The following is a 23083-nucleotide window of genomic DNA, read 5'->3' on the forward strand; positions in this document are numbered from 1 at the left end:
ATCAAACGCCTGCCGGCGTCACCGCATCTCGTCGGGCGCGGAAACACCCAGAACCGCGAGGCCGGAAGCGAGCACGCCGCCGAGGGCCTCAACGAGGGCCAAGCGGGCCCGGGTGGACTTTCTGTCGGTTGGATTAACAATCCGTAATTGCGGCAAGTCTTTGCCCTTATTCCAGAAACTATGGAGCGAACTTGCGGTCTCATAGAGGTAGAACGCGATTCGGTGAGGTTCATGGGCCGCCGCCGCCGATTCGAGCACGCGCGGATACTGAGCAATAAGCCGCATCATCTCGATCTCACCGGGATCGGTCAGCACCGACAGGTCCGCATCGGCGAGCAGGGACTGTGCCGAGACATCCTCGCCCGGCATAGCCTCGCGGGCCTGCCGCAGCACCGAGAAGCGGCGGGCATGCCCGTACTGCACGTAGAAGACCGGGTTGTCCTTCGATTGCTCGACCACCTTGGCGAGGTCGAAATCGAGGGTCGCGTCGTTCTTGCGGTAGAGCATCATGAAGCGGATCGCGTCGCGTCCGACCTCGTCGATCACGTCGCGGAGCGTCACGAACTCGCCCGCCCGCTTTGACATCTTCACCGGTTCGCCTGCGCGCAAAAGCCGCACGAGTTGGCAGAGCTTCACGTCGAGCTTGGCCTCGCCGTCGCTCACCGCCTGCACCGCCGCCTGCATCCGCTTGACGTAGCCGCCATGGTCGGCGCCGAGCACGTCGATCAATTCCGAGGCGCCGCGCAGCCACTTATCGCGGTGATAGGCGATATCGGACGCGAAGTAGGTGTAGGATCCGTCGGATTTGAGCAGCGGCCGGTCCACGTCGTCGCCGAACTGGCTGGACCGGAACAGGGTCTGCTCGCGGTCCTCCCAATCCTCCGGGAGCTGGCCCTTGGGCGGGGGCAGGCGGCCCTCGTAGACGAGGCCCTTTTCCCGCAGCGCCTCCAGCAAGGCGGCGACCTTGTTGCCGCCGTCACCGCCCTGAAGCGTCGCCTCGGAGAAGAACACGTCGTGCCGGATGCCGATGGCGGCGAGATCCGCACGGATCGTGTCCATCATCGCGTCGATGGCGAAGCCGCGCACCAGCGGCAGCCACTCGGCCTCCGACTTGTCGAGGAGAGCCCTTCCATGGGCCTGCGCCAGGTTCTCACCGACCGGCTTGAGATAATCGCCCGGATAGAGACCCTCCGGAATGGTGATCGTCTCACCCAGGGCCTCGCGGTAGCGGAGGAAGGCGGAGCGGGCGAGGACGTCGACCTGCGCCCCGGCATCGTTGATGTAATATTCCCGCGTGACGTCGCGGCCCGCGGCAACCAGAAGATTCGCCAGCGCATCGCCGAACACCGCCCCGCGCCCGTGCCCGACATGCATCGGCCCGGTGGGGTTGGCGGAGACGTACTCGATATTGACCTTGCCCCCCGGCATCCGAGCCCGGCCATAGGCCTCGCCGTCGCGCAGGGCCGCGCGGATCACCTCGTGGAAGATCTCGGGGGCGAGCCGCAGGTTGATGAAGCCGGGGCCGGCCACGCTCGCCTCGACGATGCGGGGATCGGCGCGAAGCTCCGCGGCCAGCGCCTCACCGAGAGCCTTCGGGTTCTGCTTGGCCTCCTTGGCCAGGACGAGGGCGGCGTTGGTGGCGAGGTCGCCGTGGCTCGGATCGCGCGGCGGCTCGACCAGAACCCGCGACAAATCGAGCCCCTCGGGCAAAGTGCCGGAGCGGATCAGGGCTTCGAGGGCCTCCCGCACGCGGGTCTCGAACAGGGCGAAGATGTTCATGGGGCTCTGCGCATTCCGCTGGCGCGGCCGCGCGGCGAAGGCGTCGAGCGGCCGAAGTGTCAGGGCCGGGGCATAGCAACGGGCGCCGGGGGTGTCACGGCGCCTCGCGCTCCGGCCGCGCAAGTCCGGCCAGCACGGCCCGCAGGCGTTCCGGCAGCGGCACCGGTCGACGCGTCCGGCGGTCCACGTAGACGTGCACGAAATGTCCCTGGGCGGCAGCCTTGTCCTCGCCCGCGGCGAAGATCGCGATCTCGTATCGGACGCTGGTACGGCCGAGATGGGCGACGCGCACGCCCGCCGTCAGGGCATCGGGAAAGGCGACGGGAGCGAAGTAGCGGCAGCCGGTCTCGACCACGAGCCCGACGACCGCGCCCTCGGCGATGTCGAGGGCGCCGGCCTCGACGAGGAGGCCGTTCACCGCGGTGTCGAAGAAGGCGTAATAGACGACATTGTTGACGTGGCCGTAGACGTCGTTGTCGCCCCAGCGCGTCGCCAGCGGAACGAGGCGCGGATAGCCGGCACGGGTCTCGCGGGGGGCACGGAGCTCGTCGGTCACGCTGTGTCTCCTGCCGATTCCCCCGATCCCGGCCGGGGCGGGGGGCGGGCGATCAGGAATTTGCCGCCGATCCACGAGAAGCCGTGCGGCGCCTCAAGGCTCCGTCAGCGGCAATCCGCGACTCGGCGGGCTCCAATGAAGGTTGGGCGTCTCGGCAAACAGGCGTCCATGCTCCAGCACCGCGTAGGTGTCGGTCATGCCGGCGATGTAATCGGCCACGCGGCGCGCCAGCCGGGCCTCGCTCGCCTCGGCGAGCCCCTCCGACCATTCCGGTGGCATCCGCGTCGGGTCCTCCCGGAAGGCGCCGAACAGATCGGCCACGATGGCATTGGCCTTGGCCCGCACCGCCATCACGCCCGGATGCCGATACATCCGCGCGTAGAGGAAGCGTTTGATCGAGGCATCGGCCTCCGCCATTCCGGCCGAGAAGGCGATTACCGGCGCATCCGCCCCGCGGATGTCGGCGACGTTGGACGGCGTCAGGGCCGCGAGCCGGGCCTCGCTCTGGCGGATCACGTCTTCGACGAAGCGGGTGATGACCCGCCGGGCCAGCTCGTGGATCTTTCGGGATGCCTCGAGGCCGGGATGGAGACGGTCGATCTCGTCGAGCAGCCCTTTCAGAAACGGTACGGTGGCCAGATCCGCCAGGTCGAACAGGCCGGCCCGCAAACCGTCGTCGAGATCGTGCGCGTCGTAGGCGATGTCGTCGGCGAGGGCCGCCGCCTGCGCCTCCGGCCCGGCGAAGCGCGACAATTCCAGATCGTTGATCGCGTTGTACTCGGTCACCGCCGCCGGAATACCGGTGGCGGCGTAGCGACGGACGGGGGCACCGGAGGCATCCAGCAGCGGCCCGTTATGCTTGACCAGCCCCTCCAGCGTCTCCCAGGTGAGGTTCAACCCGTCGAAGCCGGCATAGCGCCGCTCCAGCCGCGTGACGATGCGCAGGGCCTGAGCGTTGTGGTCGAAGCCGCCATAGGGGGCCATGCAGGCGTCCAGCGCGTCCTCGCCGGTATGGCCGAAGCAGGTATGGCCGAGATCGTGGCTGAGGGCGAGCGCCTCGGCGAGATCCTCGTCGAGCCCGAGCGCGCGAGCCAGCGCGCGGGCGATCTGGCTGACTTCGAGGGTGTGGGTCAGCCGCGTCCGGTAATGGTCGCCCTCGTGATGCACGAAGACCTGCGTCTTGTGCTTGAGGCGCCGGAACGCGGTCGAGTGAATGATCCGGTCGCGGTCGCGCTGAAAGTCGCTTCGGGTCGGCGAGAACGGCTCCGGGATCAGCCGGCCGCGGGTCGCGCTTGGATCCGTGGCGTAGGGCGCCCGCCAGCGCTCGCCGTTCTGCCCCACTGGCTCACCCTTCCGCGACCGACCGCGTTGCGGCCCACCCTCGCACCTCATATCTTGTGTGAGGCCCGCCCGCGGCAATCGCGGCGGCCGCACGACACACAGGTTCGAGACGGGACCTTGACCGCGATGGCCGACATCATCCTTTCCGCCCGCGCCGCCAAGCGCATCAACGAGATCATGGGCAGCGAACCCCCAGGGTCGTCGCTGCGCATCAGCGTGAACGGCGGCGGCTGCTCCGGATTCTCCTACGCCTTCGACATCACCCATGCCCGCGAGGAGGACGACGTGGTGATCGAGCGCGACGGCGCCACCGTGCTCGTCGACCCGGTCTCGCTCGAATACATGGGCGGCTCGACCATCGATTTCGTGAACGACCTGATCGGCCAATCCTTCAAGATTGAAAACCCGCAGGCCACGGCGTCCTGCGGTTGCGGCACGTCGTTCGCAATTTGAGTCCGATTAAGAGCCTCTCCCCCAAGCCGTGGCGGCGGGCGCGATGAGCGCCGATGGCGAGACGTCCGGCCTCGGCGAGGGGTGATGCCGCGGGATCGGGCGGTACGCGGTTGCGCGCACCACCGTGCGGCATCGACGATCCCGGCCGGAGAGAACAGCCTCCCGTGGCGCCCGCGCAATTGCCTCGCCTGTGGAAAACCGGCAGGGATGGTGCCCGCACACGGCTCCCTTCCCTCGACAGCCTCCGATCCGATCGACCCATGACGCTTCCGACGCGCCGTCCCGTTCTCACGCGGGCGCTGCTCGCCCAAGCCTGCGCGGCGGCCCTGCTCGCCGCCCCGCTGCCCTCGCCACTCGTGGCGCCCGCCGCGGCGCAGGAGGCCGCGTCCGCCGTTCAGGATCTCGTCCTCGAAAACGTCACGCTCTCGTTCGGTGAGACGAGCGTGACTGTACCGCGGGTCGCGGTCAGCGGCACGCGGCTGTCGAAGGAGGAGCTGCTCGCGATCTTCCAAGTCGACGCGAAGGAGGGATGGGCGACCCGCCTCCAGCGCCTGGACGCCGGAAGCCTGACGATGCCCGAGCTGCGGGTCGAGCGCCGCAGCGCCGACAAGCGGCAGATCGTGACCTATCGCGACGTCACGGCCCGCAACGTCCATGGCGGGCGGATCAGCGAACTCACCTCGGCGGGTGCGACCCTGTCCGTCGAGGGCGCCGTGGGGCAGCTGGCCAAGGCCAGCGGCAGTTACGGAAAGATCCGCGCGGAGGACGTCGATCTGACCGCGCTCGCGCGCCTCTATGCCGAGGCCGGCAGCGCCCGCAGCGGCTTCCAGCGCCTCTACGCCACGATCGCGGCCGAGAGCATCGCCTTCATCGACGAGCGCGGCACCACCGTCTCGATCGCGCGGCTCACCGGCCGCGACCTCGCCGGCCGTCAGACCCCCGCCACGTGGTCCGGCGCCGTCGAATCCCTCTCGACCGCCGACCTCTCGCAGCCCGATCCGGTCAAGCGCGCCCGCGCCGCCGGGCTCATCGCCGACCTCGCCGAATCGGTCTCAATCGGAGGCCTTGAGGCAAGCGAGATCGCCGTGAAGGAGGTGAAGGGCCCCGATCCGTTGAATTTCGCCATCGGCAGGCTGTCCTACACGGGCAACGGCGCCGAGGCTGGAGTGACCCTCAGCGACGTCGTCTTCGGTTCGACGGAGGCGCGCGGCAAGATCGGCCGGCTCGCCCTCACCGGCTTCTCGCTGGAGCCGACCATCGCCACCCTGCGCCGGCTGGCCAAGGCGGTGCCGGTCGCGCAGGACAAGCCCGGCGACAGGCCCGCCGATAAGGCCGCTCCGCCACCCGGGGTCTCCGATCCGGCGGCGCAGGAGGCGGAGCTTCGCCGCCTCACACCGGTCATCGGCACACTGACCCTGTCCGATCTCGGCCTCGATCTGCCGGGACACGGCACCGAACCGGCAGCCAGACCCGAGGCGAAGCCGGCGGTGAAGACCACCACGATGCATGTGGGGGTGCGCGGCGGCAGCATCACCTTTGGACCGCCCAAGGACGGCGTACCGACCGCGAGCCGTCTGTCGCTCTCGGGCCTGACCCTACCGGCGACGGCGGTGGAAAGCGTTCCCGGCCTCGGCTCCCTCGGCCTCTACGGCTACCGCGATCTCGATCTCGACGTGATCGCCGATACCGCGTGGAACGACGGCACGAAGGAGTTGTCCCTTAACGAAGTGTCGCTGACCGGCAAGGATATGGGCCGCCTTCGCCTCAACGCGACGTTGGGCGGCATCGGGCCCGATGTGTTCGATCCCGACGCGGCGGTCTCCGGCTTCGCCATGCTCTCGGCCACCGCCAAGGCGCTCGACCTGACATTGGAAAACGGTGGGCTGTTCGACCGTTTCATCACCGCCCAGGCCAAGACGCTGAGCCTCAAACCCGACGAACTGCGCAAGGAATACGTCACCGCGAGCGTGATCGGGGTCCCGGTCATTCTCGGCAACTCCGCCGCCGCCAAGGCGATCGGCGCGGCGATGGGGAAGTTTGTCACCAAGCCGGGCACCCTCTCGATCAGCGCCAAGGCCAAGAACGGCGATGGCCTCGGCATGGTCGATGTCAGCACCGCCCCGACCCCGGCCGCCGTGCTCGACAAGCTCGAGGTCAACGCCAAGGCTGAGTGACAGCGACTTCCGCTGCGGGATTTCTCTTGTGCCTTCGCGGCGCGAGCGAAGTCGTCGGAGCCCGACCGCCGCAGGCTGCGGCGGCACGGTCACGATTGACCGCCTCAGCCCGTCAATACGTCCTTTGTCCCGCCCGCGTCCTCCTGTGCTGCTTGTGTTCCTGCGGGGCGATCCCTAGGTTCGCCCCAATTCAAGGGTTCAGGAGAGGCGCCGCCGCCAGGAGAGGGCCGCGGTGCAGGAGAGGTTGCCATGGGCAGCATGAGTGTCTGGCATTGGGTCATCGTGGCGGTCGTCGTCATGCTGCTGTTCGGCCGCGGCAAGGTGTCCGAACTGATGGGCGACGTCGCCAAGGGTATCAAGGCCTTCAAGAAGGGCATGGCCGACGACGAGACGGCCCCCGGCGCCAACAACGCCGTGCCGCCGCCCTCCGCCGGCGAGCCGATGCGCACCTTGCCGCCGAACCCGGCTCCGGGCGCGACCCATGCCGGGCCGCAGCAGACCCACGTGCCGGCCGGCGACCACAAGGCGGTCTGACGGATCACGCGCCACGGCCCGACGCCGATGCGGTCGGCGCCGGGCAGGATGGCGCGGACGGCGCGACCGTCCTAATCAGGCGCGGACCCGCGGGACGGACGCTGCAATGCTGGATATGAGCTGGGGCGAGGTGATGCTGATCGGCGGCGTCGCCCTGATCGTCATCGGACCCAAGGACCTGCCGAAGGCCCTGCGCACGCTGGGTCAGGTGACGACGAAGGTCCGCCGGATGGCGGGCGAGTTCCAACACCAGTTCAACGAGGCGATCCGCGAGGCCGAACTCGACGAGGTTCGCCGCGACGTCGAGGGCGTCAAGCGCACGGTCGATGCGGCAAAGCCGGGCTTCAATCCGGTCGATACCATCCGCAACGAGATCCGCAGCGCCGTCGAGGGTCGCACCGGCGCTCCGGCGGGGACCTCCACCACCACGCCATCTGATACCGGCAGCTTCGACGTGCCGCGCCCGGCCTCCGAACCCGCGGCCGCGCAGGCGGCCTCTCCCGCAACGGCCAAGCCCGAGACCGGCAAGCCCGAGACAGGCCCGACTTCATGACCGACGAGCGTGACGAGGCCGAGATCGAGGCCTCGCGGGCGCCCCTCCTGGAGCACCTGATCGAGCTGCGCTCGCGACTGATCAAGTCGCTGATCGCCTTCATCGTGATGTTCTTCGGCTGCTTCTTCTTCTCGAAGCAGATCTACAACATCCTCGTTCACCCCTACGTCTCGGTGGTCGGCCCTCAGAACGCCGAGCTGATCGCGACGCATTTCCTCGAACAGGTCTTCACCAACATCAAGCTCAGCGTCTTCGGCGCGGGCTTCCTGGCATTCCCGGTGATCGCGACGCAGGTCTACGCCTTCGTGGCGCCGGGCCTCTATCGCAACGAGCGACAGGCCTTCCTGCCCTATCTCGTCGCCACCCCGATCTTCTTCGTGCTCGGTGCGCTCGTCGTCTTCTTTCTGGCGATGCCGCTGCTGATCCAGTTCTCGGTGTCGCTCCAGCAGATCGGGCAGCCGGGCGAGGCGACGATCAAGCTGTTGCCGAAGGTCGACGAGTATCTCTCGCTGATCATGACGCTGATCTTCGCCTTCGGACTGGCGTTCCAGATGCCGGTGATCCTGACGCTGCTCGGCCAGATCGGCGTCATCGATGCCGCGTTCCTGCGGGAGAAGCGGCGCTACGCCATCGTGCTGGTGTTCGTCGCCGCCGCGATCCTGACCCCGCCCGACGTGATCTCGCAGCTCTCGCTCGCGATCCCGATGTTGCTGCTCTACGAGGCCTCCGTCTTTTCGGTCGCGCGCATGGACAAGGTCCGTAGCGCACGTCGCCAGGCGCAGGGGCTGGAGGACTGAAGGATAAAATAAGATCGCTTGTGCATCACTGTGTCGCGCGCAAGCTGGATGCGGCGGGTCACCGCCCCATAACTGCCTCCGATCCCAACCGGAGGAATCACGATGAAACGGACGATGTGGACGGCGCTCACGGTCGCGGCGATGACGACGCTGGCCGGCAGCGCCTACGCGGCGCCCGAGCTGCAGCGGGTGCGCGGCACGGTCGAGAAGAGCGATGCCGGTACGCTCACGGTGAAGACCAACGAGGGCACCACGCAGACGGTGCAGATCGAAGGTGCCACCTTCGCCTGGGTGGTGAAATCGAGCCTCGACCAGATCAAGGATGGCGTCTTCATCGGCACCGCCACCAAGGGCGACAACCCGCCGACCGCCCTGGAAGTGGTGCTGTTCCCCGAGGAGATGCGCGGCACGGCCGAAGGCCACTATGCCTGGGACGCGATCCCCGACCAAACCGGCGGCGGTTCGGTGGTGAAGAGCTCGATGACCAACGGCACCGTCAAGGCCGGCGGCGCGAGCGGTGCGGCGGGCGGCGCTCCGAAGGTCAAGAGCTCCATGACCAACGCCACGGTGACCGGAAACACCGCCAGCGGTGCCTCGGGCGAGCGCACGCTCACCGTCACCTACGACAAGGATGGCTCGAAGACGATCGTGGTGCCGCCCAAGGCCCCGATCGTGGCCTTCGAGAAGTCCGACAAGTCGGTGCTGACCCCCGGCGGCAAGGTGTTCGTGGTCGCGGCCAAGGATGGCGACAAGCTGACGGCTAAGCTGGTGGCGGTCGGCAAGGACGGTCTCACCCCGCCGATGTGATCCCCCGCTGATCCGCGCCCGCCCCTTGCCTTCGCATCGGGCGAGCGCTCTCGACGTTTCAGGACCGTCCCTGAGCGAGGCTCAGGGACGGTTTTTCCTTGCCCCGGAGCACCGCGGTGGCCGCGAGGCCGAGGCCGAGGAACGAGACCGCCGCTGCAAGTATCGGCAGTTCGCGATAGCCCGCCCCCAGCGTCAGCGCCGTGCCGCCGAGCCAGGCACCGGTGGCGTTGCCGAGGTTGAACGCACCCTGGTTCAGGGTCGAAGCGAGGTTCGGCGCATCGCTCGCCGCCTCCACCACCCAGACCTGGAGCGGGGAGACCAGCGCGAAGGCGAGGGCGCTCCACAGCACCAGAACGGCGAGCGCCGGCACCGCGTGCGGCGCCACCAGAGCGAGGATCAACAGCATCACGACGAGCGCGGCGAAGCTGCCGAGCACCGTGCCCATCAGGCTGCGGTCGGCGAGCCAGCCACCCGCGAGATTCCCGACAGTGAGTCCCACGCCCGCGGCGAACAGCGCGCCCGTGACCCCGCCCGGTGTCAGCCCGGTGACGCCGGTGAGGAAGGGGGCGATGTAGGTGAAGACGGTGAAGAAGCTCACCGAAGAGAGGGTGGAGACGAGCATCGGCCGCAGAACCGGCCAGCGCCCCAGCGCCCGGAACTCCTTCGCGAGCCCGCCGCGCGTACCGGGCATGCCGCTGGGCAGGGCGAATGCGATGGCTGCGCCCGCCGCGAGGCCGATGCCAACCACCGCCCAGAATGTGGCGCGCCAGCCGAGAGCCTGTCCGAGCGCGGTGCCGAGCGGGACGCCGAGCACGTTGGCGAGGGTGAGCCCTGCGAACATCAGCGAGACGGCCTGGGTGCGCTTCTCCTTCGGCACGAGGTCGCGGGCCACGATGGCGCCGATGCCGAAGAAGGCCCCGTGGGCGAAGGCGGTCGCCACCCGCGCCGCCATCAGCGGCCAGTAGGCCGGCGCCAGGGCGCAGGCGAGGTTGCCCAGGGTGAACACCGCCATCAGCGCCAGCAAGGCCGTCTTGCGGGGCAAGGGCGCGGTCGCCATGGCGACGATCGGCGCGCCGATCACCACGCCCATGGCGTAGCCCGAGACGAGATGCCCGGCCTGGGGAATCGTGACGGCGAAGTCGCGTGCCACCTCGGGCAGCAACCCCATGATGACGAATTCCGTGGTGCCGATGCCGAACGAGGCGACAGCCAGCGCGAGGATGGGAAGCGGGAGCATGGGGCTCCTTCCGGAGATGATCGGGAAAGCGCGCTTTTGTGCGCTGCGGTAAACCGGAAACATGGCGGCCTCCGCCCCCAGGGGGACCGCGGTTGCGCGGGAGGCTGGCCTGCGCGCTGGGCAGGGCTGCGGCTTCCCGGCGGGGCGCCGATGCCGTAAGTCCGCGGCGAATCCTCAGACACCCGGGCCCGCGGACGCCATGATACGCCTCGACAAGATCGGCAAGCAGAACGGCCGGCAACTCGTCTTCGTCGAGGCCTCCGCTGCGCTGCAGAAAGGCGAGAAGGCCGGTCTCGTCGGCCCGAACGGGGCGGGCAAGACCACCCTGTTCCGGATGATGACCGGCGAGGAGCCGCCGGATGAGGGGCAGGTCTCCACCGATCGCGGCATCACCATCGGCTATTTCAGCCAGGATGTCGGCGAGATGTCCGGCCGCACCGTGGTCGCCGAGACCATGGCCGGCGCCGGTCCCGTCAGCGTCGTGGCCGCGGAGCTGAAGGAGATCGAGGCGGGCCTCGCGGACCCGGATCGCGCCGACGAGATGGAGGCGCTGATCGAGCGCTACGGCGAGGTGCAGGCCCGTTTCGAGGAACTCGACGGCTATGCGCTGGAGGGCCGGGCCTACGAGGTTCTGGCGGGCCTCGGCTTCTCCCAGGAGATGATGGACGGCGATGTCGGCAAGCTGTCCGGCGGCTGGAAGATGCGCGTGGCTCTGGCCCGTATCCTCCTGATGCGGCCCGACGTGATGCTCCTCGACGAGCCGTCGAACCACCTCGATCTCGAGAGCCTGATCTGGCTCGAGGATTTCCTGAAGAACTACGACGGCGCCCTGATGATGACCTCGCACGACCGCGAGTTCATGAACCGCATCGTCACCAAGATCATCGAGATCGACGGCGGCAGCCTCACGACCTATTCCGGCGATTACGGCTTCTACGAGCAGCAGCGGGCCATGGCCGACACGCAGGCCCAGGCGCAGTTCGAGCGCCAGCAGGCGATGCTGGCCAAGGAAATCAAGTTCATCGAGCGCTTCAAGGCGCGGGCCAGCCACGCGGCCCAAGTGCAAAGCCGGGTGAAGAAGCTCGACAAGATCGAGCGCGTCGAGCCGCCCAAGCGCCGCCAGACCGTGGCGTTCGAATTCCAGACCGCCCCGCGCTCCGGCGACGACGTCGCGATGCTGAAGGGCATCCATAAGAAGTACGGCAGCCGCATCGTCTACGAGGGGCTCGACTTCTCGATCCGGCGCAAGGAACGCTGGTGCGTGATGGGCATCAACGGCGCCGGTAAATCGACCCTCCTGAAGCTCATCACCGGTACCGCCACGCCCGATGCTGGTTCGGTCACGGTCGGCGGCAGCGTCAAGCTCGGCTACTTCGCCCAGCACGCCATGGACCTGCTCGACGGGGAGGCCACCGTTTTCGGCGATCTCGAGGCGAGCTTTCCTCAGGCGGGCCAGGGGTCGCTGCGGGCGCTGGCCGGCTGCTTCGGCTTCTCGGGCGACGATGTCGAGAAGCCCTGCCGCGTGCTCTCGGGCGGCGAGAAGGCCCGGCTCGTCATGGCCAAGATGCTGTTCGACCCGCCGAACTTCCTCGTGCTCGACGAGCCGACCAACCACCTCGACATCGTCACGAAGGAAATGCTGATCGGCGCGCTGGCTCAGTACGAGGGAACGATGCTCTTCGTCTCCCACGATCGCCACTTCCTCGCCGCGCTCTCGAACCGCGTGCTGGAGCTGACGCCCGACGGCGTCCATCAATACGGCGGCGGTTATACCGAGTACGTGGCACGGACCGGCCAGGAAGCGCCGGGATTGCGGGGGTAGGGCGCTCGCGCATCCTCCAGCACATCCGAACCGTGACCCCGTCCCGCCCCGAAAAGCCGACAGGGACGGGAGAATTCGTGCCGCGCTGAAACCTGCGCGACCCGTCTCTGCGCCTTGGCCGAGGGAGGGGAAGCGCCCGCGCCGTCGATGCCCCACGCACCCGACCCGCCTTCGTTCGGCTCAGCGAACGAAGGGCGTCAGCCAAGAACAGGCAGCCTTTCCTCGTGGCACAGAGCCGATGAGAGGCACCGCGGAGAACTTTCCCCGCAAGCTTAGAACTGCAGGCATTTCTTTTCCATCTCGGAGGAACAACGCAAGATCGATCCGTTGATCCGAGGCCCCTGCATTCATTACATTCCCCTCCAACAAAACATCTTCATCCCGCACAACGAACGGCATCCTTTCCGGCGGACGGCGCGCTCTCGCTCCGTCCGACGGGAGAGTCGTGCCGCTCGCTTGCCGGACGAGCCAGCAGGACGGACGCACCCATGCCCACTCGTATCGTCGCCTTCTCGGGCAACACGCGCCGCCCCTCGCGCACCCGGACCCTGGTCGAGGCCGTGGCCTCCGAGGTGGCGCGGCTGCGTCCGATCGAGCTGAAGATCTACGATTTGGTCGATGCCGGCACCGGGATCGCGGTCGAGAGCCGCTCGGCCCTCCCACTCCCGGCGGCCCGTATCGTCGAGGCGATCGAGGGAGCGGATGCGCTGATCATCGGATCGCCCGTCTACAAGGGCAGCTATTCCGGTCTGTTCAAGCACCTGATCGACTTCGTCGGCCCCGAGGCCCTGATCGGTAAACCGGTGGTGCTCACCGCGACCGGCGGTGGCCCGCGCCATGCGCTCGTGGTCGAGCATTCGTTGCGCCCACTCTTCGGCTTCTTCTCGGCCCAGACCGTGCCGACCTCGGTCTATGCCGGCGACACCGAGATCGCCGACGGCCGCGTCGCCGACGCGCTCGTCCGGGCCCGCGTCGCGCAGGCCGCCGGTGAACTCGCCCGGCTGATCGATGCGGCGGCCCCCAACGAGGCGCTGCCCCGCGCCGCCGCGGCGCGCTGAGGCCGTCAGCGATGCTCCACCGCCGCCACCTCATCGCCGCCGGCCTCGCGACTGCGCTGGCGCCGCGCCTCAGCCGCGCCGCCGAGCCCGGCGTGCTGCGCATCGGCTACCAGAAGAACGGCATCCTGGCGGTGGCCCGCGAGCAGGCCGCCATTGAGGCGCGGCTGAAGCGGCAGGGCGCCACGGTGCGCTGGGTCGAGTTCTCGTTCGGCCCGCCGCTCCTCGAAGCGCTCAATCTCGGGGCGATCGATTTCGGCCAGACCGGCGACGCACCGCCGATCTTCGCCCAGGCCGCGGGCGCCAACCTCGTCTACGCCGCCGCGCAGCCGAAAGGTGGATCGGGCGCGGCGATCCTGCTGCCGAAGGGTTCGACCATCGGTTCGCTCAGTGAGCTGAAAGGCAAGCGGGTCGCCTTCGCCAAGGGCTCCTCCTCGCACAACCTGATCGTCGCCGCGCTGGAGAAAGCGGGGCTGACCTATCGCGACATCACCCCCGTGCTGCTGGCGCCCGCCGATGGCGCCGCCGCGTTTGCCGGCGGCACCGTCGACGCCTGGACGGTGTGGGATCCCTACTTCGCCATCGCCGAGCAGGGGGAGGGGGTGCGCGTGCTGGCCCAGGCCTCCGAGATCACCCCGACCAACAACTTCTTCCTCGCCAACAAGACCTTCGCCGAGGAACAGCCGGCCCTGCTGGACGGCGCGCTCGCGGCGTTGGGCGAGGTCGCCGTGTGGTGCGAGGCCAATCGCGGCAGCGTCGCCGCCAGCCTCTCCCGCATCACCGGCGTTCCGCTCGCCGCGACGCGGCGGACGGTCGACCGCATCCGCTACGTCATCGCCCCGATGGACGAGGCCGTAACGGCCGAGCAGCAGCGCATCGCCGACCGCTTCCACGCCCTCGGCGTCATCCCCCGTCCCGTCCGCGTCGCCGACATCGTCTGGCAACCGCGCAACACCAACAACGGATGAGCCCGACCATGGCCGATTCCGCCGCCATCCGCTCGCTTCCGGGCCGCGCCCCCGCCGCCGAGGCCGCTCCGAAGCCCACCGCCCGCACCTCGCTCGACGCCGGGCGCCTGCTTCCCTGGCTGCTGCCGACCCTGGTCATCGTCGGCTGGCAGGCGGCCGCCTCCCTTGGGCTGGTCTCGACCCGGTTCATGCCCGCCCCCCTCGACGTCGCCGCCGCGGGCTGGCGGCTGGCCCTGACGGGCGAGCTGTTCGAGAATCTCTGGGTCAGCTTCGCCCGCGCCGCGTCGGGCTTTCTGATCGGCGGCGGGATCGGCCTGTTCTTCGGGCTGGCCAACGGCCTCTCGCGCCTGTCCGAGCGGCTCACGGATACGAGCCTGCAGATGGTGCGCAACGTGCCCCACCTCTCGCTGATCCCGCTCGTCATCCTGTGGTTCGGCATCGACGAGGAGGCGAAACTCTTCCTCGTGGCTTTGGGCGTGTTCTTCCCGATCTATGCCAATACCCTGCACGGCATCCGCTCCGTCGATCCGCAGCTGATCGAGATGGGCCGGGTCTACGGCATGAACCGGCGCGAGCTGTTTTGGCGCGTGGTGCTGCCCGGCGCGCTGCCCTCGATCTTCGTCGGCGTGCGCTACGCCCTCGGCATCATGTGGCTGACGCTGATCGTGGCCGAGACGATCTCGGCCAATTCCGGGCTCGGCTACATGGCGATGCAGGCGCGCGAGTTCATGCTGGTCGATGTCGTGGTGCTGGCGATCCTGATCTACGCGCTGCTGGGCAAGATCGCCGACAGCCTGACGCGCGCCCTGGAGCGCGCCTGCCTTAGCTGGAACCCGGCCTACCGGAACACGTGAGGGGGCTCGACGCCCTCCCGTCCATCCCGCCCTGTCCCTCATCCTGAGGTGCCGGAGCGAAGCGGAGGCCTCGAAGGAGGGCTCCAGCGAATCGCGCGATCTCGGGAACCCGCCTTCGAGGCCGCTGCGCGGCACCTCAGGATGGGTGGGATGAGCGAGACGCCCCGAACCCCGAAGCTCGGACCCGATCGATGACAGCCACCCTTCGCCTCCCCGAGACATCCGACCGCCGCGCCGACCGCGGCCTCGGCATCCAGATCCGCGGCCTCTCGAAGTCCTTCGAGGGCGGCCCGTCCGTGATCCGCGGTCTCGACCTCACCATTCCCGCCGGCCAATTCGTCGCCGTGGTCGGCCGCTCGGGCTGCGGCAAGAGCACCCTGCTGCGTCTCATCCTCGGCCTCGAGGAGCCGAGCGCCGGCCGCATCGCTCTCAGCGGCGGCGAACAAACGAAGAGAATCATGTTCCAGGAGCCGCGTCTGCTGCCCTGGGCGCGGGTCGCCGACAACGTCGCGGTCGGCCTGTCGCGGGACATCGGCAAGGCGGATCGTCGGGCACGCGCCCTCGACGTTCTCGGCGAGGTCGGCCTGTCGGAGAAGGCCGGGCAATGGCCCGCCACCCTGTCCGGCGGGCAGCGCCAGCGGGTGGCACTCGCCCGCGCCCTCGTCAGCCGCCCGGCTCTGCTGGCGCTCGACGAGCCCCTCGGTGCCCTCGACGCCCTAACCCGCATCGAGATGCAGGCCATGATCGAGCGGATCTGGGAGGCGCAAGGCTTCACCGCGATCCTCGTCACCCACGATGTCGGCGAGGCGGTGGCGATGGCCGACCGCATTCTCGTGATCGAGGAGGGCGCCATCGCCCTCGACGTCGATGTCGACGTGCCGCGCCCGCGCCGCCGCGGCGACCCGGCGCTCGCCGCGCTGGAGGGCCGCATCCTCGACCGCCTTCTCCGCACCGGCGCCTGACACCCTTTCGAGATCTTCGGAGCGTAACCCCATGAGCACCCCGACCGGCCTGCCCAGCAACCCGCCCACCGACGGCAAGACCGATGTCCTGTGGTTCCTGCCGACCCACGGTGACGGGCGCTATCTCGGGGCCTCGGAAGGGGCCCGCGACGTGTCGCTGCCGTATCTGCGCCAGATCGCGCAGGCCGCCGACGAACTCGGCTATTTCGGCGTGCTGCTGCCGACCGGGCGCTCCTGCGAGGATTCCTGGGTCATCGCCTCGGCGCTCGCGCCACTGACCCAGCGCCTGCGCTTCCTCGTTGCCGTGCGCCCCGGCCTGCAGGAACCGTCGGTGGCCGCCCGCATGGCTGCGACCCTCGACCGGATCTCGGACGGGCGGCTCCTCATCAACGTCGTGACCGGGGGCGATCCGGTGGAGCTGAAGGGCGACGGGGTCTTCCTCGGCCATGACGAGCGCTACGAGGTCACGGACGAGTTCCTGCATATCTGGCGCGGGCTGATGGCCGGCGAGACGGTCGACTTCGAGGGCAAGCACCTGCGCAGCGAGGGCGGGCGCGTGATCTTCCGCCCGGTCCAGGCACCTTATCCGCCGCTCTATTTCGGCGGCTCCTCGCCCGCCGGCATCGAGGTCGCGGCCGAGCATTGCGAGGTCTACCTCACCTGGGGCGAGCCGCCCGCGGGCGTCGCCGAGAAGCTGGCGCGCGCCCGGGAAGCCGCCGAGAAGAAAGGCAAGACCTTCTCCTACGGCATCCGGCTGCACGTCATCGTGCGCGAGACCGAGTCCGAGGCCTGGGCCGAGGCCGAGAAGCTGATCTCGCGGCTCGACGACGCCACCATCGCCCAGGCGCAGGCGACGCTGAAGCGCCAGGATTCCGAGGGCCAGAAGCGGATGATGGCGCTGCACGGCGGCGACCGGAACAAGCTCGTCGTCTCGCCCAACCTCTGGGCCGGCGTCGGGCTCGTGCGCGGCGGCGCGGGCACGGCGCTCGTCGGCTCGGCCGATCAGGTCGCCGACCGGATGAAGGAGTATATCGATCTCGGCATCGACCGCTTCATCCTGTCCGGCTACCCGCATCTCGAGGAGGCCTATCGCTTCGCCGAGCTCGTCTTCCCCAAACTGCCCCTGCGCGCCACCACCGGCCGGGCGCCGAGCACGGCGCGCAACAACGGCCCGTTCGGCGAGGTCATCGCCAACGACATCGTCCCCACCCGCCGCGTCAGCGCGCATTGAGGAGGCGAGAGATGCCCGCCCGATCCCACCCGAAATCCCTCGCTCCGACGCTTCTGCCGCGCCTCTGGCTCGCCCTCGCCGCGCTGATCTTCGCAAGCCTGACGCTGGCCGCCCACGCCGACGACAAGGTGGTGCGGATCGGCTACCAGAAATACGGCACGCTGGTGCTGCTGAAGGGTCGCGGCAATCTCGAGCCGAAGCTCAAGGCCCTCGGCTACCGGGTGCAATGGTCGGAATTTCCCTCCGGACCGCCGCTCCTGGAAGCGCTGAACGCGGGCGCGATCGATTTCGGATCGGCCGGCGAGACCCCGCCGATCTTCGCCCAGGCGGCCAGCGACGCGCTCACTTACGTCGCCCACGAGCCGGCGGCGCCGAAGGGCGAGGCGATCCTCGTGCCGAAGGCGAGCCCGGTGCAGTCGCTTGCCGACCTGCGGGGGAGGAAGGTCGCCCTCAACAAGGGCTCGAACGTCCATTACCTGCTGGTACGGGCGCTCGAATCCGCGGGGCTGTCGCTGGCCGATATCACGCCGGTCTACCTCGCGCCGGCCGACGGGCGGGCGGCGTTCGAGCGCGGCGCGGTCGACGCCTGGGTGATCTGGGATCCGTTCTTCGCCGCGGCCGAGGCCGGCGGCAACGCCCGCGTCCTCGCGGATGGCAGCGGGCTCGTGCCGAACCATCAGTTCTACCTGTCCTCGCGGGACTTTTCCGCGAAGAACGGCGCGGCGCTCGACGCCATCGTCGCAGCGGTCGCCGAGGTCGATGCCTGGGCCAAGGACAACACCGACGCGGCGGCCAAGGAACTGTCGCCCTCCGTCGGCATTCCGGCGCCGATCCTGGCCGCCGCGCTCCGGCGGCAGACCTACGGCATCCGCCCGCTCGATGCCGGCGTCACGGCGGAGCAGCAACGCATCGCCGACACCTTCCACGGTCTCGGGCTTGTCCCGAAGGCGATCGACATCGCCGGCGCCGTGCGCAAGCCGGGTAGCTAGCGCCTTCCGTCCATCCCACCCAACCGCCTTATCCTGAGGTGCCGAAGCGAAGCGGAGGCCTCGAAGGATGAGGGGATTGGGTGGGACGAGCCAAAAACCCGACCCTCACGTCACCTCGTACCGGTAGTCCCCCCGTGATCCGCTCCCTTCTCGCCGCCCTCGCGCTCGTCACCGCCGCCATCGCTCCGGCCGCGGCGCAAGACGCCTCCACCCTGCGCATCGGCTACCAGCGGTCCTCCACCCTGATTGCGCTCCTGCGCGAGGACCGCACCCTGGAAACGGCGCTGAAGCCGCTCAACGTCGAGGTCTCCTGGCACGAATTCACCTCGGGCCTGCCGATCATGGAGGCACTGAATGTCGGGCGCATCGATGTGTCGGCGGACGTGGCCGACACCGTGCCGGTCTTCGCGCAGGGGGCGAACGCCAAGATCACCTATTTCGCGCAGGAGGCGGCCTCACCGACCGCGCAGGCGATCCTCGTGCCGGGCGACTCGCCGCTGAAATCCGTGGCGGATCTGAAGGGCCGCAAGGTCGCCGTCACGAAGGGGGCGGGCAGCCACTACCTGCTGCTCGCCGCCCTCAAGGCGGAAGGCCTTCCGTTCAAGAGCATCACCCCGGCCTATCTCACCCCCGCGGACGGTCGCAGCGCGCTGGCCGGCGGCAGCGTCGATGCCTGGGTCGCCTGGGACCCCTTCCTCTCGGCGGCGGAGGTCCAGGCGGGCGCCCGGGTGCTGAAGGACGGCACCGGCCTGTCAGGCTACAAGCGCTACTATCTCGCCTCCGACGACTACGCCGCCAAGCGCGCCGACGTGCTGGCACTGCTGTTCGGCAAGCTCAAGGAAACCGGCGCCTGGGTGAAGGCCCATCCGGACGCCGCCGCCGAGCGCCTCGCCGCCCTCTGGAAGATCGATGCGCCGGTGGTGCTCAAGGCCAATGCCCGGCGCAGCTATCAGGTCGAGCCGGTGACCCGCGACGGTCTCGCCGAGCAGCAGACCATCGCCGACGCCTTCCGTGCCGAGGGATTGCTGCCGCGGGCCGTCGATGCCGCGGCCCTGCCGGTCTGGGCGCCGCCGACCCGCTGAGACGGAGGGGATCAGAGGAAGGACGTCGACGATGACCCGGGCAAGCCTGCCGCCCGTCGCCGTGATCGGCGCGGGGTTCAGCGGCACCATGGCCGCGCTGCAACTGCTCTCGACCCTGCCGCCGGAGCGTCCGGTGCTGCTGTGCGAGCGGGGCGGCAGCTTCGGGCGCGGGCTCGCCTACGGCACCGGGAATCCGGCCCATCTTCTCAATCTGCGCGCCACGAACATGAGCGCCTTCCCGGACCGGCCCAGAAATTTCGAGGAATGGCTCGGTCGTCTCGGGCCGGAGGAGGCGGAAGGGATCCGGGCGACCCCCGCCGGAACGTTCGCGGCCCGCGGCCTCTTCGGGCGCTACCTCACCGAATTGTTGTCCGAGGCCGTCACCCGATTGCATGCCGGCCGCCTTCAGCTGCTGCCGGACGCCGTGACCGATCTGGAGCCGCGCGGCGACGGCTTCCGCCTTCACACCGAGGGCGGACAAAGCTTCACCGTCGCCGGCGCGGTCCTCGCCATGGGGAATCTCGCCACCGCCCCGTCGCGCAGCCGCCACAGCCTCGATCCGTGGGACACGGAGCATTTCGGCCGGCTGCATCCGCACGCCCCGGTGCTGATCCTCGGCACCGGGCTCACCATGCTGGACGCCGTGGCAAGTTTGCGCGCCCACGGCTTCGCGGGCGCCATCCTGGCCCTGTCACGGCGCGGACTCGTGCCGAACGGTCATGCCCCGGCGAAAACCTGGGCTGCACCGGATTTCACCCCGGCCGAACTGGCCTCGTTGCCCCGGCTGCTGACGCGCATCCGGACCGAGGTGGCGCGGGCCGGCGCTTAGGGGATCGGCTGGCATAGCGTCATCGATGCGTTGCGCCCGCTCACCGACACCCTGTGGCGCAGCCTGCCGACGGCGGAGCGTCGCCGGTTCCTGCGCCACCTGCGCCCGTTCTGGGACGTGCATCGCCACCGTACGGCCCCGCCCGTGGACGCGGCGATCCGCGACGAGATCGCCTCCGGGGGCCTGACGGTGCGGGCGGGGCGCCTTATCGACATTGCCGACGACCCGGCGCAGGCGGTGGTGACGTTGCGCCTGCGCGGCGCGGAACGAACTGAACGCCTCGCCGTGCAGGCGATGATCGACGCCACCGGCTTCGGCCATCTGGCGCAGAGCCAAGATCCCTTGCTGCGCCGCTTGCTGGAGCGGGGACTCGTGCGCCCCGAGCCCTTCGGCCTCGGACTGGAGGCCGGGCCCGATTATCGGGCGCGGGGAACGACCGCCGCCCGGCCGCTCTGGCTACTGGGTCCGCTCCTGCGCGGCGTGCTGTGGGAATGCATCGCGGTGCCCGACATCCGAAACGAGGCGGTGGAGTTGGCCTCCCTGGTCGCCGCCGACCTGGACCGGGCCGCCGCAGCGTAAGCCCAGGGGAACACCGGGCCGATGCCTTAGGCGAGCGAAAGCCTCTCGCCATCGGCTAGAGCGTGCTGCATTTCTACGGAAACAGCGGCACGCTCTATCTCTTTGTGGTCGCACGATGATTCCGGAAAACCGGATTCCACTTTTCCGCATCGTGCTCTAGGGGCGATGAGCGCCGGACGAACGAGGCGTCACCGGCGCACTTCCATACGCGTGATCGGGTGCCGGTTCCGGAATGGAACGCGCACCGTGGCCGGAGACGGACTCCAGGCCGCGACCCTCGGCAACGATCGCGATTATTTCCGAGCCAGCGAATCCAGCCGGGCCTGCATCTCGGCCATCTGCTTCTTCAGCTCGTCGAGATCGCCACCGCCGGACGTCGTGGCGGGGGGCGTCGCGCTCTGGACCGGGGGCGGGGCAGGAGGGCCGAAGCCGCCGGTGAACATCTTCATGGCATCGCCGAAGAAGGTCATGTTGGCCCGAACCTGCTCCTGCACGGCCTGCTGGAAGGCCGAGGGTCCGAAGCTCTGCGACAGCTTCTCGCGCAGACCGTCCTGATCCTTCGCGAAATTCGCCATGGAGAATTCGAGGAAGCTGGGCACCATGGTGCGCATGCTGTCGCCGTAGAAGCGAATCAACTGCCGCAGGAAGGCCACGGGCAGGAGGTTGTCGTCCCCGGCCTTGTTCTCCTGCTCGAAGATGATCTGGGTCAGCACCGAGCGGGTGATGTCGTCGCCCGAGCGCGCGTCGTAGACGACGAAGTCTTCGCCGTTCTGGACCATCGTCGCCAAGTCTTCGAGCGTGACGTAAGTCGAGGTGCCCGTATGGTAGAGGCGCCGGTTCGCGTATTTCTTGATGACGGTCTGATGCGCCCTGCCGCTCTCGGCCATTGCTGAGACGCCTCCCGCTTCGCTCATGAGTCCGCGCAAAGCTCACCGCTCCGCTTGAATATCGGTCGCCCGCGCCCGGGGGCGGGTTTTTGTTCGTCCGCGTTCGACCTTAAGGCACTCGCTCAACGTCGAAAACAGCAATTTATCTCTTGTCCCGCAGAATCCGGGTCCGTCTCGACGACGTCACTGCGACGATCGAGCGTCGTTGTCCACGCTTCGGCTTGACTTCGCCCGATCCGCGCTCTTCATCCGGAGAACGGCAGGCCGCGCGCCGGACGATCCCAGTCCTCATGATCGCGCCGCCGGAACGAGGAGAACGCACGATGGCAGCCAGCGAAGATATCGTCATTGTCGGGGCGGCGCGCACACCGGTCGGCTCGTTCGCCGGCGCCTTCGGCAGCGTACCGGCGCACGAGCTCGGCGCCGTGGCGATCAAGGCCGCGCTGGAGCGGGCCGGCGTCTCCCCCGACGACGTGGACGAGGTGATCTTCGGCCAAGTGCTCACCGCCGCCGCCGGACAGAACCCGGCCCGGCAGGCCGCCATCGCGGCGGGCATCCCGGAGAAGGCGACCGCTTGGGGCCTCAACCAGGTGTGCGGCTCGGGGCTGCGCACCGTTGCGGTCGGCATGCAGCAGATCGCCAATGGCGACGCCACCGTGATCGTCGCGGGCGGCCAGGAATCGATGTCGCTCAGCCCCCACGCGCAGTACCTGCGCGGCGGCCAGAAGATGGGCGACCTCAAGCTCGTCGATACGATGATCAAGGACGGCCTGTGGGATGCCTTCAACGGCTACCACATGGGCCAGACCGCCGAGAACGTGGCCCAGGCCTTCCAGCTCACGCGCGAGCAGCAGGACCAGTTCGCGGTCCGCTCGCAGAACAAGGCCGAGGCCGCCCGTAAGGAGGGTCGCTTCAAGGAAGAGATCGTCCCGGTCACCGTGAAGGGCCGCAAGGGCGACACCATCGTCGACACCGACGAGTACATCCGTGACGGCGCCACCGTCGACGCGATGGCCAAGCTCAAGCCCGCCTTCACCAAGGACGGCACGGTCACGGCCGCCAACGCGTCGGGCCTCAACGACGGCGCCGCGGCACTCGTCCTGATGTCGGCCTCCGAGGCTGAGAAGCGCGGGATTAAGCCCCTGGCGCGGATCGTGTCCTGGGCGACCGCGGGCGTCGATCCCAAGGTGATGGGCACGGGTCCGATCCCGGCCTCGCGCAAGGCTCTGGAGAAGGCCGGCTGGAAGCCGTCCGATCTCGACCTGATCGAGGCGAACGAGGCCTTCGCGGCCCAGGCGCTCGCGGTCAACAAGGACATGGGCTGGGACGACGAGAAGGTGAACGTCAACGGCGGCGCCATCGCCATCGGCCACCCGATCGGCGCCTCCGGCGCCCGCGTCCTCATCACGCTGCTGCACGAGCTGAAGCGTCGCGACGGCAAGAAGGGCCTCGCGACCCTCTGCATCGGCGGCGGCATGGGCGTCGCCATGTGCGTCGAGCGCGTCTGAGCACAGCGTCGCACGTTGCGGGAGGGTCGACCGGGCCCCTCCCGACTCGAGAAGGATTTGCGCAAATCCGCTTTGGCTGCGGCTTA

22 protein-coding genes are annotated in these 23083 nt (G+C 68.9%); 17 read left to right on the top strand and 5 right to left on the bottom strand.

Translation table 11 applies throughout. The features are described 5' to 3' along the window. Positions 1-18: 18 nt before the first annotated feature. From argS to OWC43_RS15135, 3 genes are all read right to left on the bottom strand, one after another. Positions 19-1779, bottom strand: a complete 1761-nt coding sequence (argS, locus tag OWC43_RS15125) for an arginine--tRNA ligase (RefSeq protein WP_393957251.1) — start codon at positions 1777-1779, stop codon at positions 19-21. A 94-nt stretch (positions 1780-1873) separates the two neighbouring features. Continuing rightward, a complete protein-coding gene (locus tag OWC43_RS15130; RefSeq protein ID WP_393957253.1) occupies positions 1874-2335 on the bottom strand; it encodes an acyl-CoA thioesterase in 462 nt (153 codons plus the stop codon). 93 nt (positions 2336-2428) lie between these two features. Then, positions 2429-3676 (bottom strand): deoxyguanosinetriphosphate triphosphohydrolase, encoded by a 1248-nt coding sequence (locus tag OWC43_RS15135; RefSeq protein ID WP_393957254.1) that lies wholly within the window; start codon positions 3674-3676, stop codon positions 2429-2431. 126 nt (positions 3677-3802) lie between these two features. Between OWC43_RS15135 and OWC43_RS15140 the strand changes: the two genes are divergently transcribed. The 6 genes from OWC43_RS15140 to OWC43_RS15165 all read left to right on the top strand — a co-directional run bounded on the left by OWC43_RS15140 (position 3803) and on the right by OWC43_RS15165 (position 8994). Continuing rightward, a complete protein-coding gene (locus OWC43_RS15140; RefSeq protein WP_137827115.1) occupies positions 3803-4129 on the top strand; it encodes an iron-sulfur cluster assembly accessory protein in 327 nt (108 codons plus the stop codon). A gap of 260 nt (positions 4130-4389) precedes the next feature. After that, a complete protein-coding gene (locus OWC43_RS15145; RefSeq protein WP_393957256.1) occupies positions 4390-6303 on the top strand; it encodes a hypothetical protein in 1914 nt (637 codons plus the stop codon). A gap of 249 nt (positions 6304-6552) precedes the next feature. Further along, entirely contained in the window at positions 6553-6837 is a 285-nt protein-coding gene (locus tag OWC43_RS15150; RefSeq protein ID WP_137827113.1) for a twin-arginine translocase TatA/TatE family subunit, read from the top strand. A gap of 106 nt (positions 6838-6943) precedes the next feature. Then, positions 6944-7390, top strand: coding sequence for a Sec-independent protein translocase protein TatB (tatB, locus tag OWC43_RS15155; protein ID WP_393957257.1), 447 nt, complete (start codon positions 6944-6946; stop codon positions 7388-7390). Then, on the top strand, positions 7387-8187 hold the full coding sequence (tatC, locus tag OWC43_RS15160) for a twin-arginine translocase subunit TatC (RefSeq protein ID WP_137827111.1): 801 nt from the start codon (positions 7387-7389) through the stop codon (positions 8185-8187). The genes tatB and tatC overlap by 4 nt, the downstream gene beginning before the upstream one ends. Before the next feature lie 102 nt (positions 8188-8289). Then, positions 8290-8994, top strand: a complete 705-nt coding sequence (locus OWC43_RS15165) for a metal ABC transporter permease (protein ID WP_137827110.1) — start codon at positions 8290-8292, stop codon at positions 8992-8994. A gap of 58 nt (positions 8995-9052) precedes the next feature. On the opposite strand, the gene OWC43_RS15170 is transcribed toward OWC43_RS15165, so the two are convergent. Then, a complete protein-coding gene (locus OWC43_RS15170) occupies positions 9053-10231 on the bottom strand; it encodes an MFS transporter (RefSeq protein ID WP_393957259.1) in 1179 nt (392 codons plus the stop codon). Positions 10232-10430: 199 nt separating this feature from the next. On the opposite strand from OWC43_RS15170, the gene OWC43_RS15175 reads away from it, so the two are divergent. The 10 genes from OWC43_RS15175 to OWC43_RS15220 all read left to right on the top strand — a co-directional run bounded on the left by OWC43_RS15175 (position 10431) and on the right by OWC43_RS15220 (position 20602). Then, entirely contained in the window at positions 10431-12053 is a 1623-nt protein-coding gene (locus OWC43_RS15175) for an ABC-F family ATP-binding cassette domain-containing protein (RefSeq protein WP_393957260.1), read from the top strand. A 488-nt stretch (positions 12054-12541) separates the two neighbouring features. Continuing rightward, on the top strand, positions 12542-13111 hold the full coding sequence (gene msuE, locus OWC43_RS15180) for an FMN reductase (protein ID WP_393957261.1): 570 nt from the start codon (positions 12542-12544) through the stop codon (positions 13109-13111). 11 nt (positions 13112-13122) lie between these two features. Next, positions 13123-14076, top strand: a complete 954-nt coding sequence (locus OWC43_RS15185; protein WP_393957262.1) for an aliphatic sulfonate ABC transporter substrate-binding protein — start codon at positions 13123-13125, stop codon at positions 14074-14076. A gap of 8 nt (positions 14077-14084) precedes the next feature. After that, the gene (gene ssuC, locus OWC43_RS15190; RefSeq protein WP_393957263.1) at positions 14085-14930 is read left to right on the top strand and encodes an aliphatic sulfonate ABC transporter permease SsuC; all 846 of its coding nucleotides are present in this window, start codon (positions 14085-14087) and stop codon (positions 14928-14930) included. A gap of 191 nt (positions 14931-15121) precedes the next feature. Further along, positions 15122-15892, top strand: coding sequence for an ATP-binding cassette domain-containing protein (locus OWC43_RS15195; protein ID WP_393957264.1), 771 nt, complete (start codon positions 15122-15124; stop codon positions 15890-15892). 31 nt (positions 15893-15923) lie between these two features. Next, positions 15924-17123: an FMNH2-dependent alkanesulfonate monooxygenase gene (gene ssuD, locus OWC43_RS15200; protein ID WP_393957265.1), complete on the top strand. Its 1200-nt coding sequence runs from the start codon at positions 15924-15926 to the stop codon at positions 17121-17123. 11 nt (positions 17124-17134) lie between these two features. After that, entirely contained in the window at positions 17135-18112 is a 978-nt protein-coding gene (locus OWC43_RS15205) for a sulfonate ABC transporter substrate-binding protein (protein WP_393957266.1), read from the top strand. A 134-nt stretch (positions 18113-18246) separates the two neighbouring features. Further along, entirely contained in the window at positions 18247-19194 is a 948-nt protein-coding gene (locus tag OWC43_RS15210) for an aliphatic sulfonate ABC transporter substrate-binding protein (RefSeq protein WP_393957267.1), read from the top strand. Positions 19195-19225: 31 nt separating this feature from the next. Continuing rightward, positions 19226-20023: an FAD/NAD(P)-binding protein gene (locus OWC43_RS15215; protein WP_393957268.1), complete on the top strand. Its 798-nt coding sequence runs from the start codon at positions 19226-19228 to the stop codon at positions 20021-20023. A 30-nt stretch (positions 20024-20053) separates the two neighbouring features. Next, on the top strand, positions 20054-20602 hold the full coding sequence (locus OWC43_RS15220; RefSeq protein WP_393957269.1) for a hypothetical protein: 549 nt from the start codon (positions 20054-20056) through the stop codon (positions 20600-20602). Positions 20603-20895: 293 nt separating this feature from the next. Here the strand turns inward: OWC43_RS15220 and phaR are convergent, their stop codons facing one another. After that, entirely contained in the window at positions 20896-21489 is a 594-nt protein-coding gene (phaR, locus tag OWC43_RS15225) for a polyhydroxyalkanoate synthesis repressor PhaR (RefSeq protein WP_137831675.1), read from the bottom strand. Positions 21490-21812: 323 nt separating this feature from the next. Here phaR and OWC43_RS15230 point away from each other — a divergent pair, with 323 nt between their 5' ends. After that, positions 21813-22997 (top strand): acetyl-CoA C-acetyltransferase, encoded by a 1185-nt coding sequence (locus tag OWC43_RS15230; RefSeq protein WP_137831676.1) that lies wholly within the window; start codon positions 21813-21815, stop codon positions 22995-22997. The last annotated feature ends 86 nt before the right edge of the window (positions 22998-23083 follow it).

The organism is Methylorubrum sp. POS3 (assembly GCF_043352485.1).
Taxonomy (GTDB): Bacteria; Pseudomonadota; Alphaproteobacteria; order Rhizobiales; family Beijerinckiaceae; genus Methylobacterium; species Methylobacterium suomiense.

Bases quoted from the DNA above. Each gene is read 5' to 3' on its own strand.
- OWC43_RS15150 (WP_137827113.1), top strand. From the start codon at position 6,553: ATGGGCAGCATGAGTGTCTGGCATTGGGTCATCGTGGCGGTCGTCGTC.
- tatC (WP_137827111.1), top strand. From the start codon at position 7,387: ATGACCGACGAGCGTGACGAGGCCGAGATCGAGGCCTCGCGGGCGCCC.
- OWC43_RS15140 (WP_137827115.1), top strand. From the start codon at position 3,803: ATGGCCGACATCATCCTTTCCGCCCGCGCCGCCAAGCGCATCAACGAG.
- ssuD (WP_393957265.1), top strand. From the start codon at position 15,924: ATGAGCACCCCGACCGGCCTGCCCAGCAACCCGCCCACCGACGGCAAG.
- OWC43_RS15230 (WP_137831676.1), top strand. From the start codon at position 21,813: ATGGCAGCCAGCGAAGATATCGTCATTGTCGGGGCGGCGCGCACACCG.
- tatB (WP_393957257.1), top strand. From the start codon at position 6,944: ATGCTGGATATGAGCTGGGGCGAGGTGATGCTGATCGGCGGCGTCGCC.
- OWC43_RS15165 (WP_137827110.1), top strand. From the start codon at position 8,290: ATGAAACGGACGATGTGGACGGCGCTCACGGTCGCGGCGATGACGACG.
- OWC43_RS15205 (WP_393957266.1), top strand. From the start codon at position 17,135: ATGCCCGCCCGATCCCACCCGAAATCCCTCGCTCCGACGCTTCTGCCG.
- OWC43_RS15175 (WP_393957260.1), top strand. From the start codon at position 10,431: ATGATACGCCTCGACAAGATCGGCAAGCAGAACGGCCGGCAACTCGTC.
- OWC43_RS15185 (WP_393957262.1), top strand. From the start codon at position 13,123: ATGCTCCACCGCCGCCACCTCATCGCCGCCGGCCTCGCGACTGCGCTG.
- OWC43_RS15145 (WP_393957256.1), top strand. From the start codon at position 4,390: ATGACGCTTCCGACGCGCCGTCCCGTTCTCACGCGGGCGCTGCTCGCC.
- ssuC (WP_393957263.1), top strand. From the start codon at position 14,085: ATGGCCGATTCCGCCGCCATCCGCTCGCTTCCGGGCCGCGCCCCCGCC.
- OWC43_RS15170 (WP_393957259.1), bottom strand. From the start codon at position 10,231: ATGCTCCCGCTTCCCATCCTCGCGCTGGCTGTCGCCTCGTTCGGCATC.
- msuE (WP_393957261.1), top strand. From the start codon at position 12,542: ATGCCCACTCGTATCGTCGCCTTCTCGGGCAACACGCGCCGCCCCTCG.
- OWC43_RS15215 (WP_393957268.1), top strand. From the start codon at position 19,226: ATGACCCGGGCAAGCCTGCCGCCCGTCGCCGTGATCGGCGCGGGGTTC.
- argS (WP_393957251.1), bottom strand. From the start codon at position 1,779: ATGAACATCTTCGCCCTGTTCGAGACCCGCGTGCGGGAGGCCCTCGAA.
- phaR (WP_137831675.1), bottom strand. From the start codon at position 21,489: ATGGCCGAGAGCGGCAGGGCGCATCAGACCGTCATCAAGAAATACGCG.
- OWC43_RS15195 (WP_393957264.1), top strand. From the start codon at position 15,122: ATGACAGCCACCCTTCGCCTCCCCGAGACATCCGACCGCCGCGCCGAC.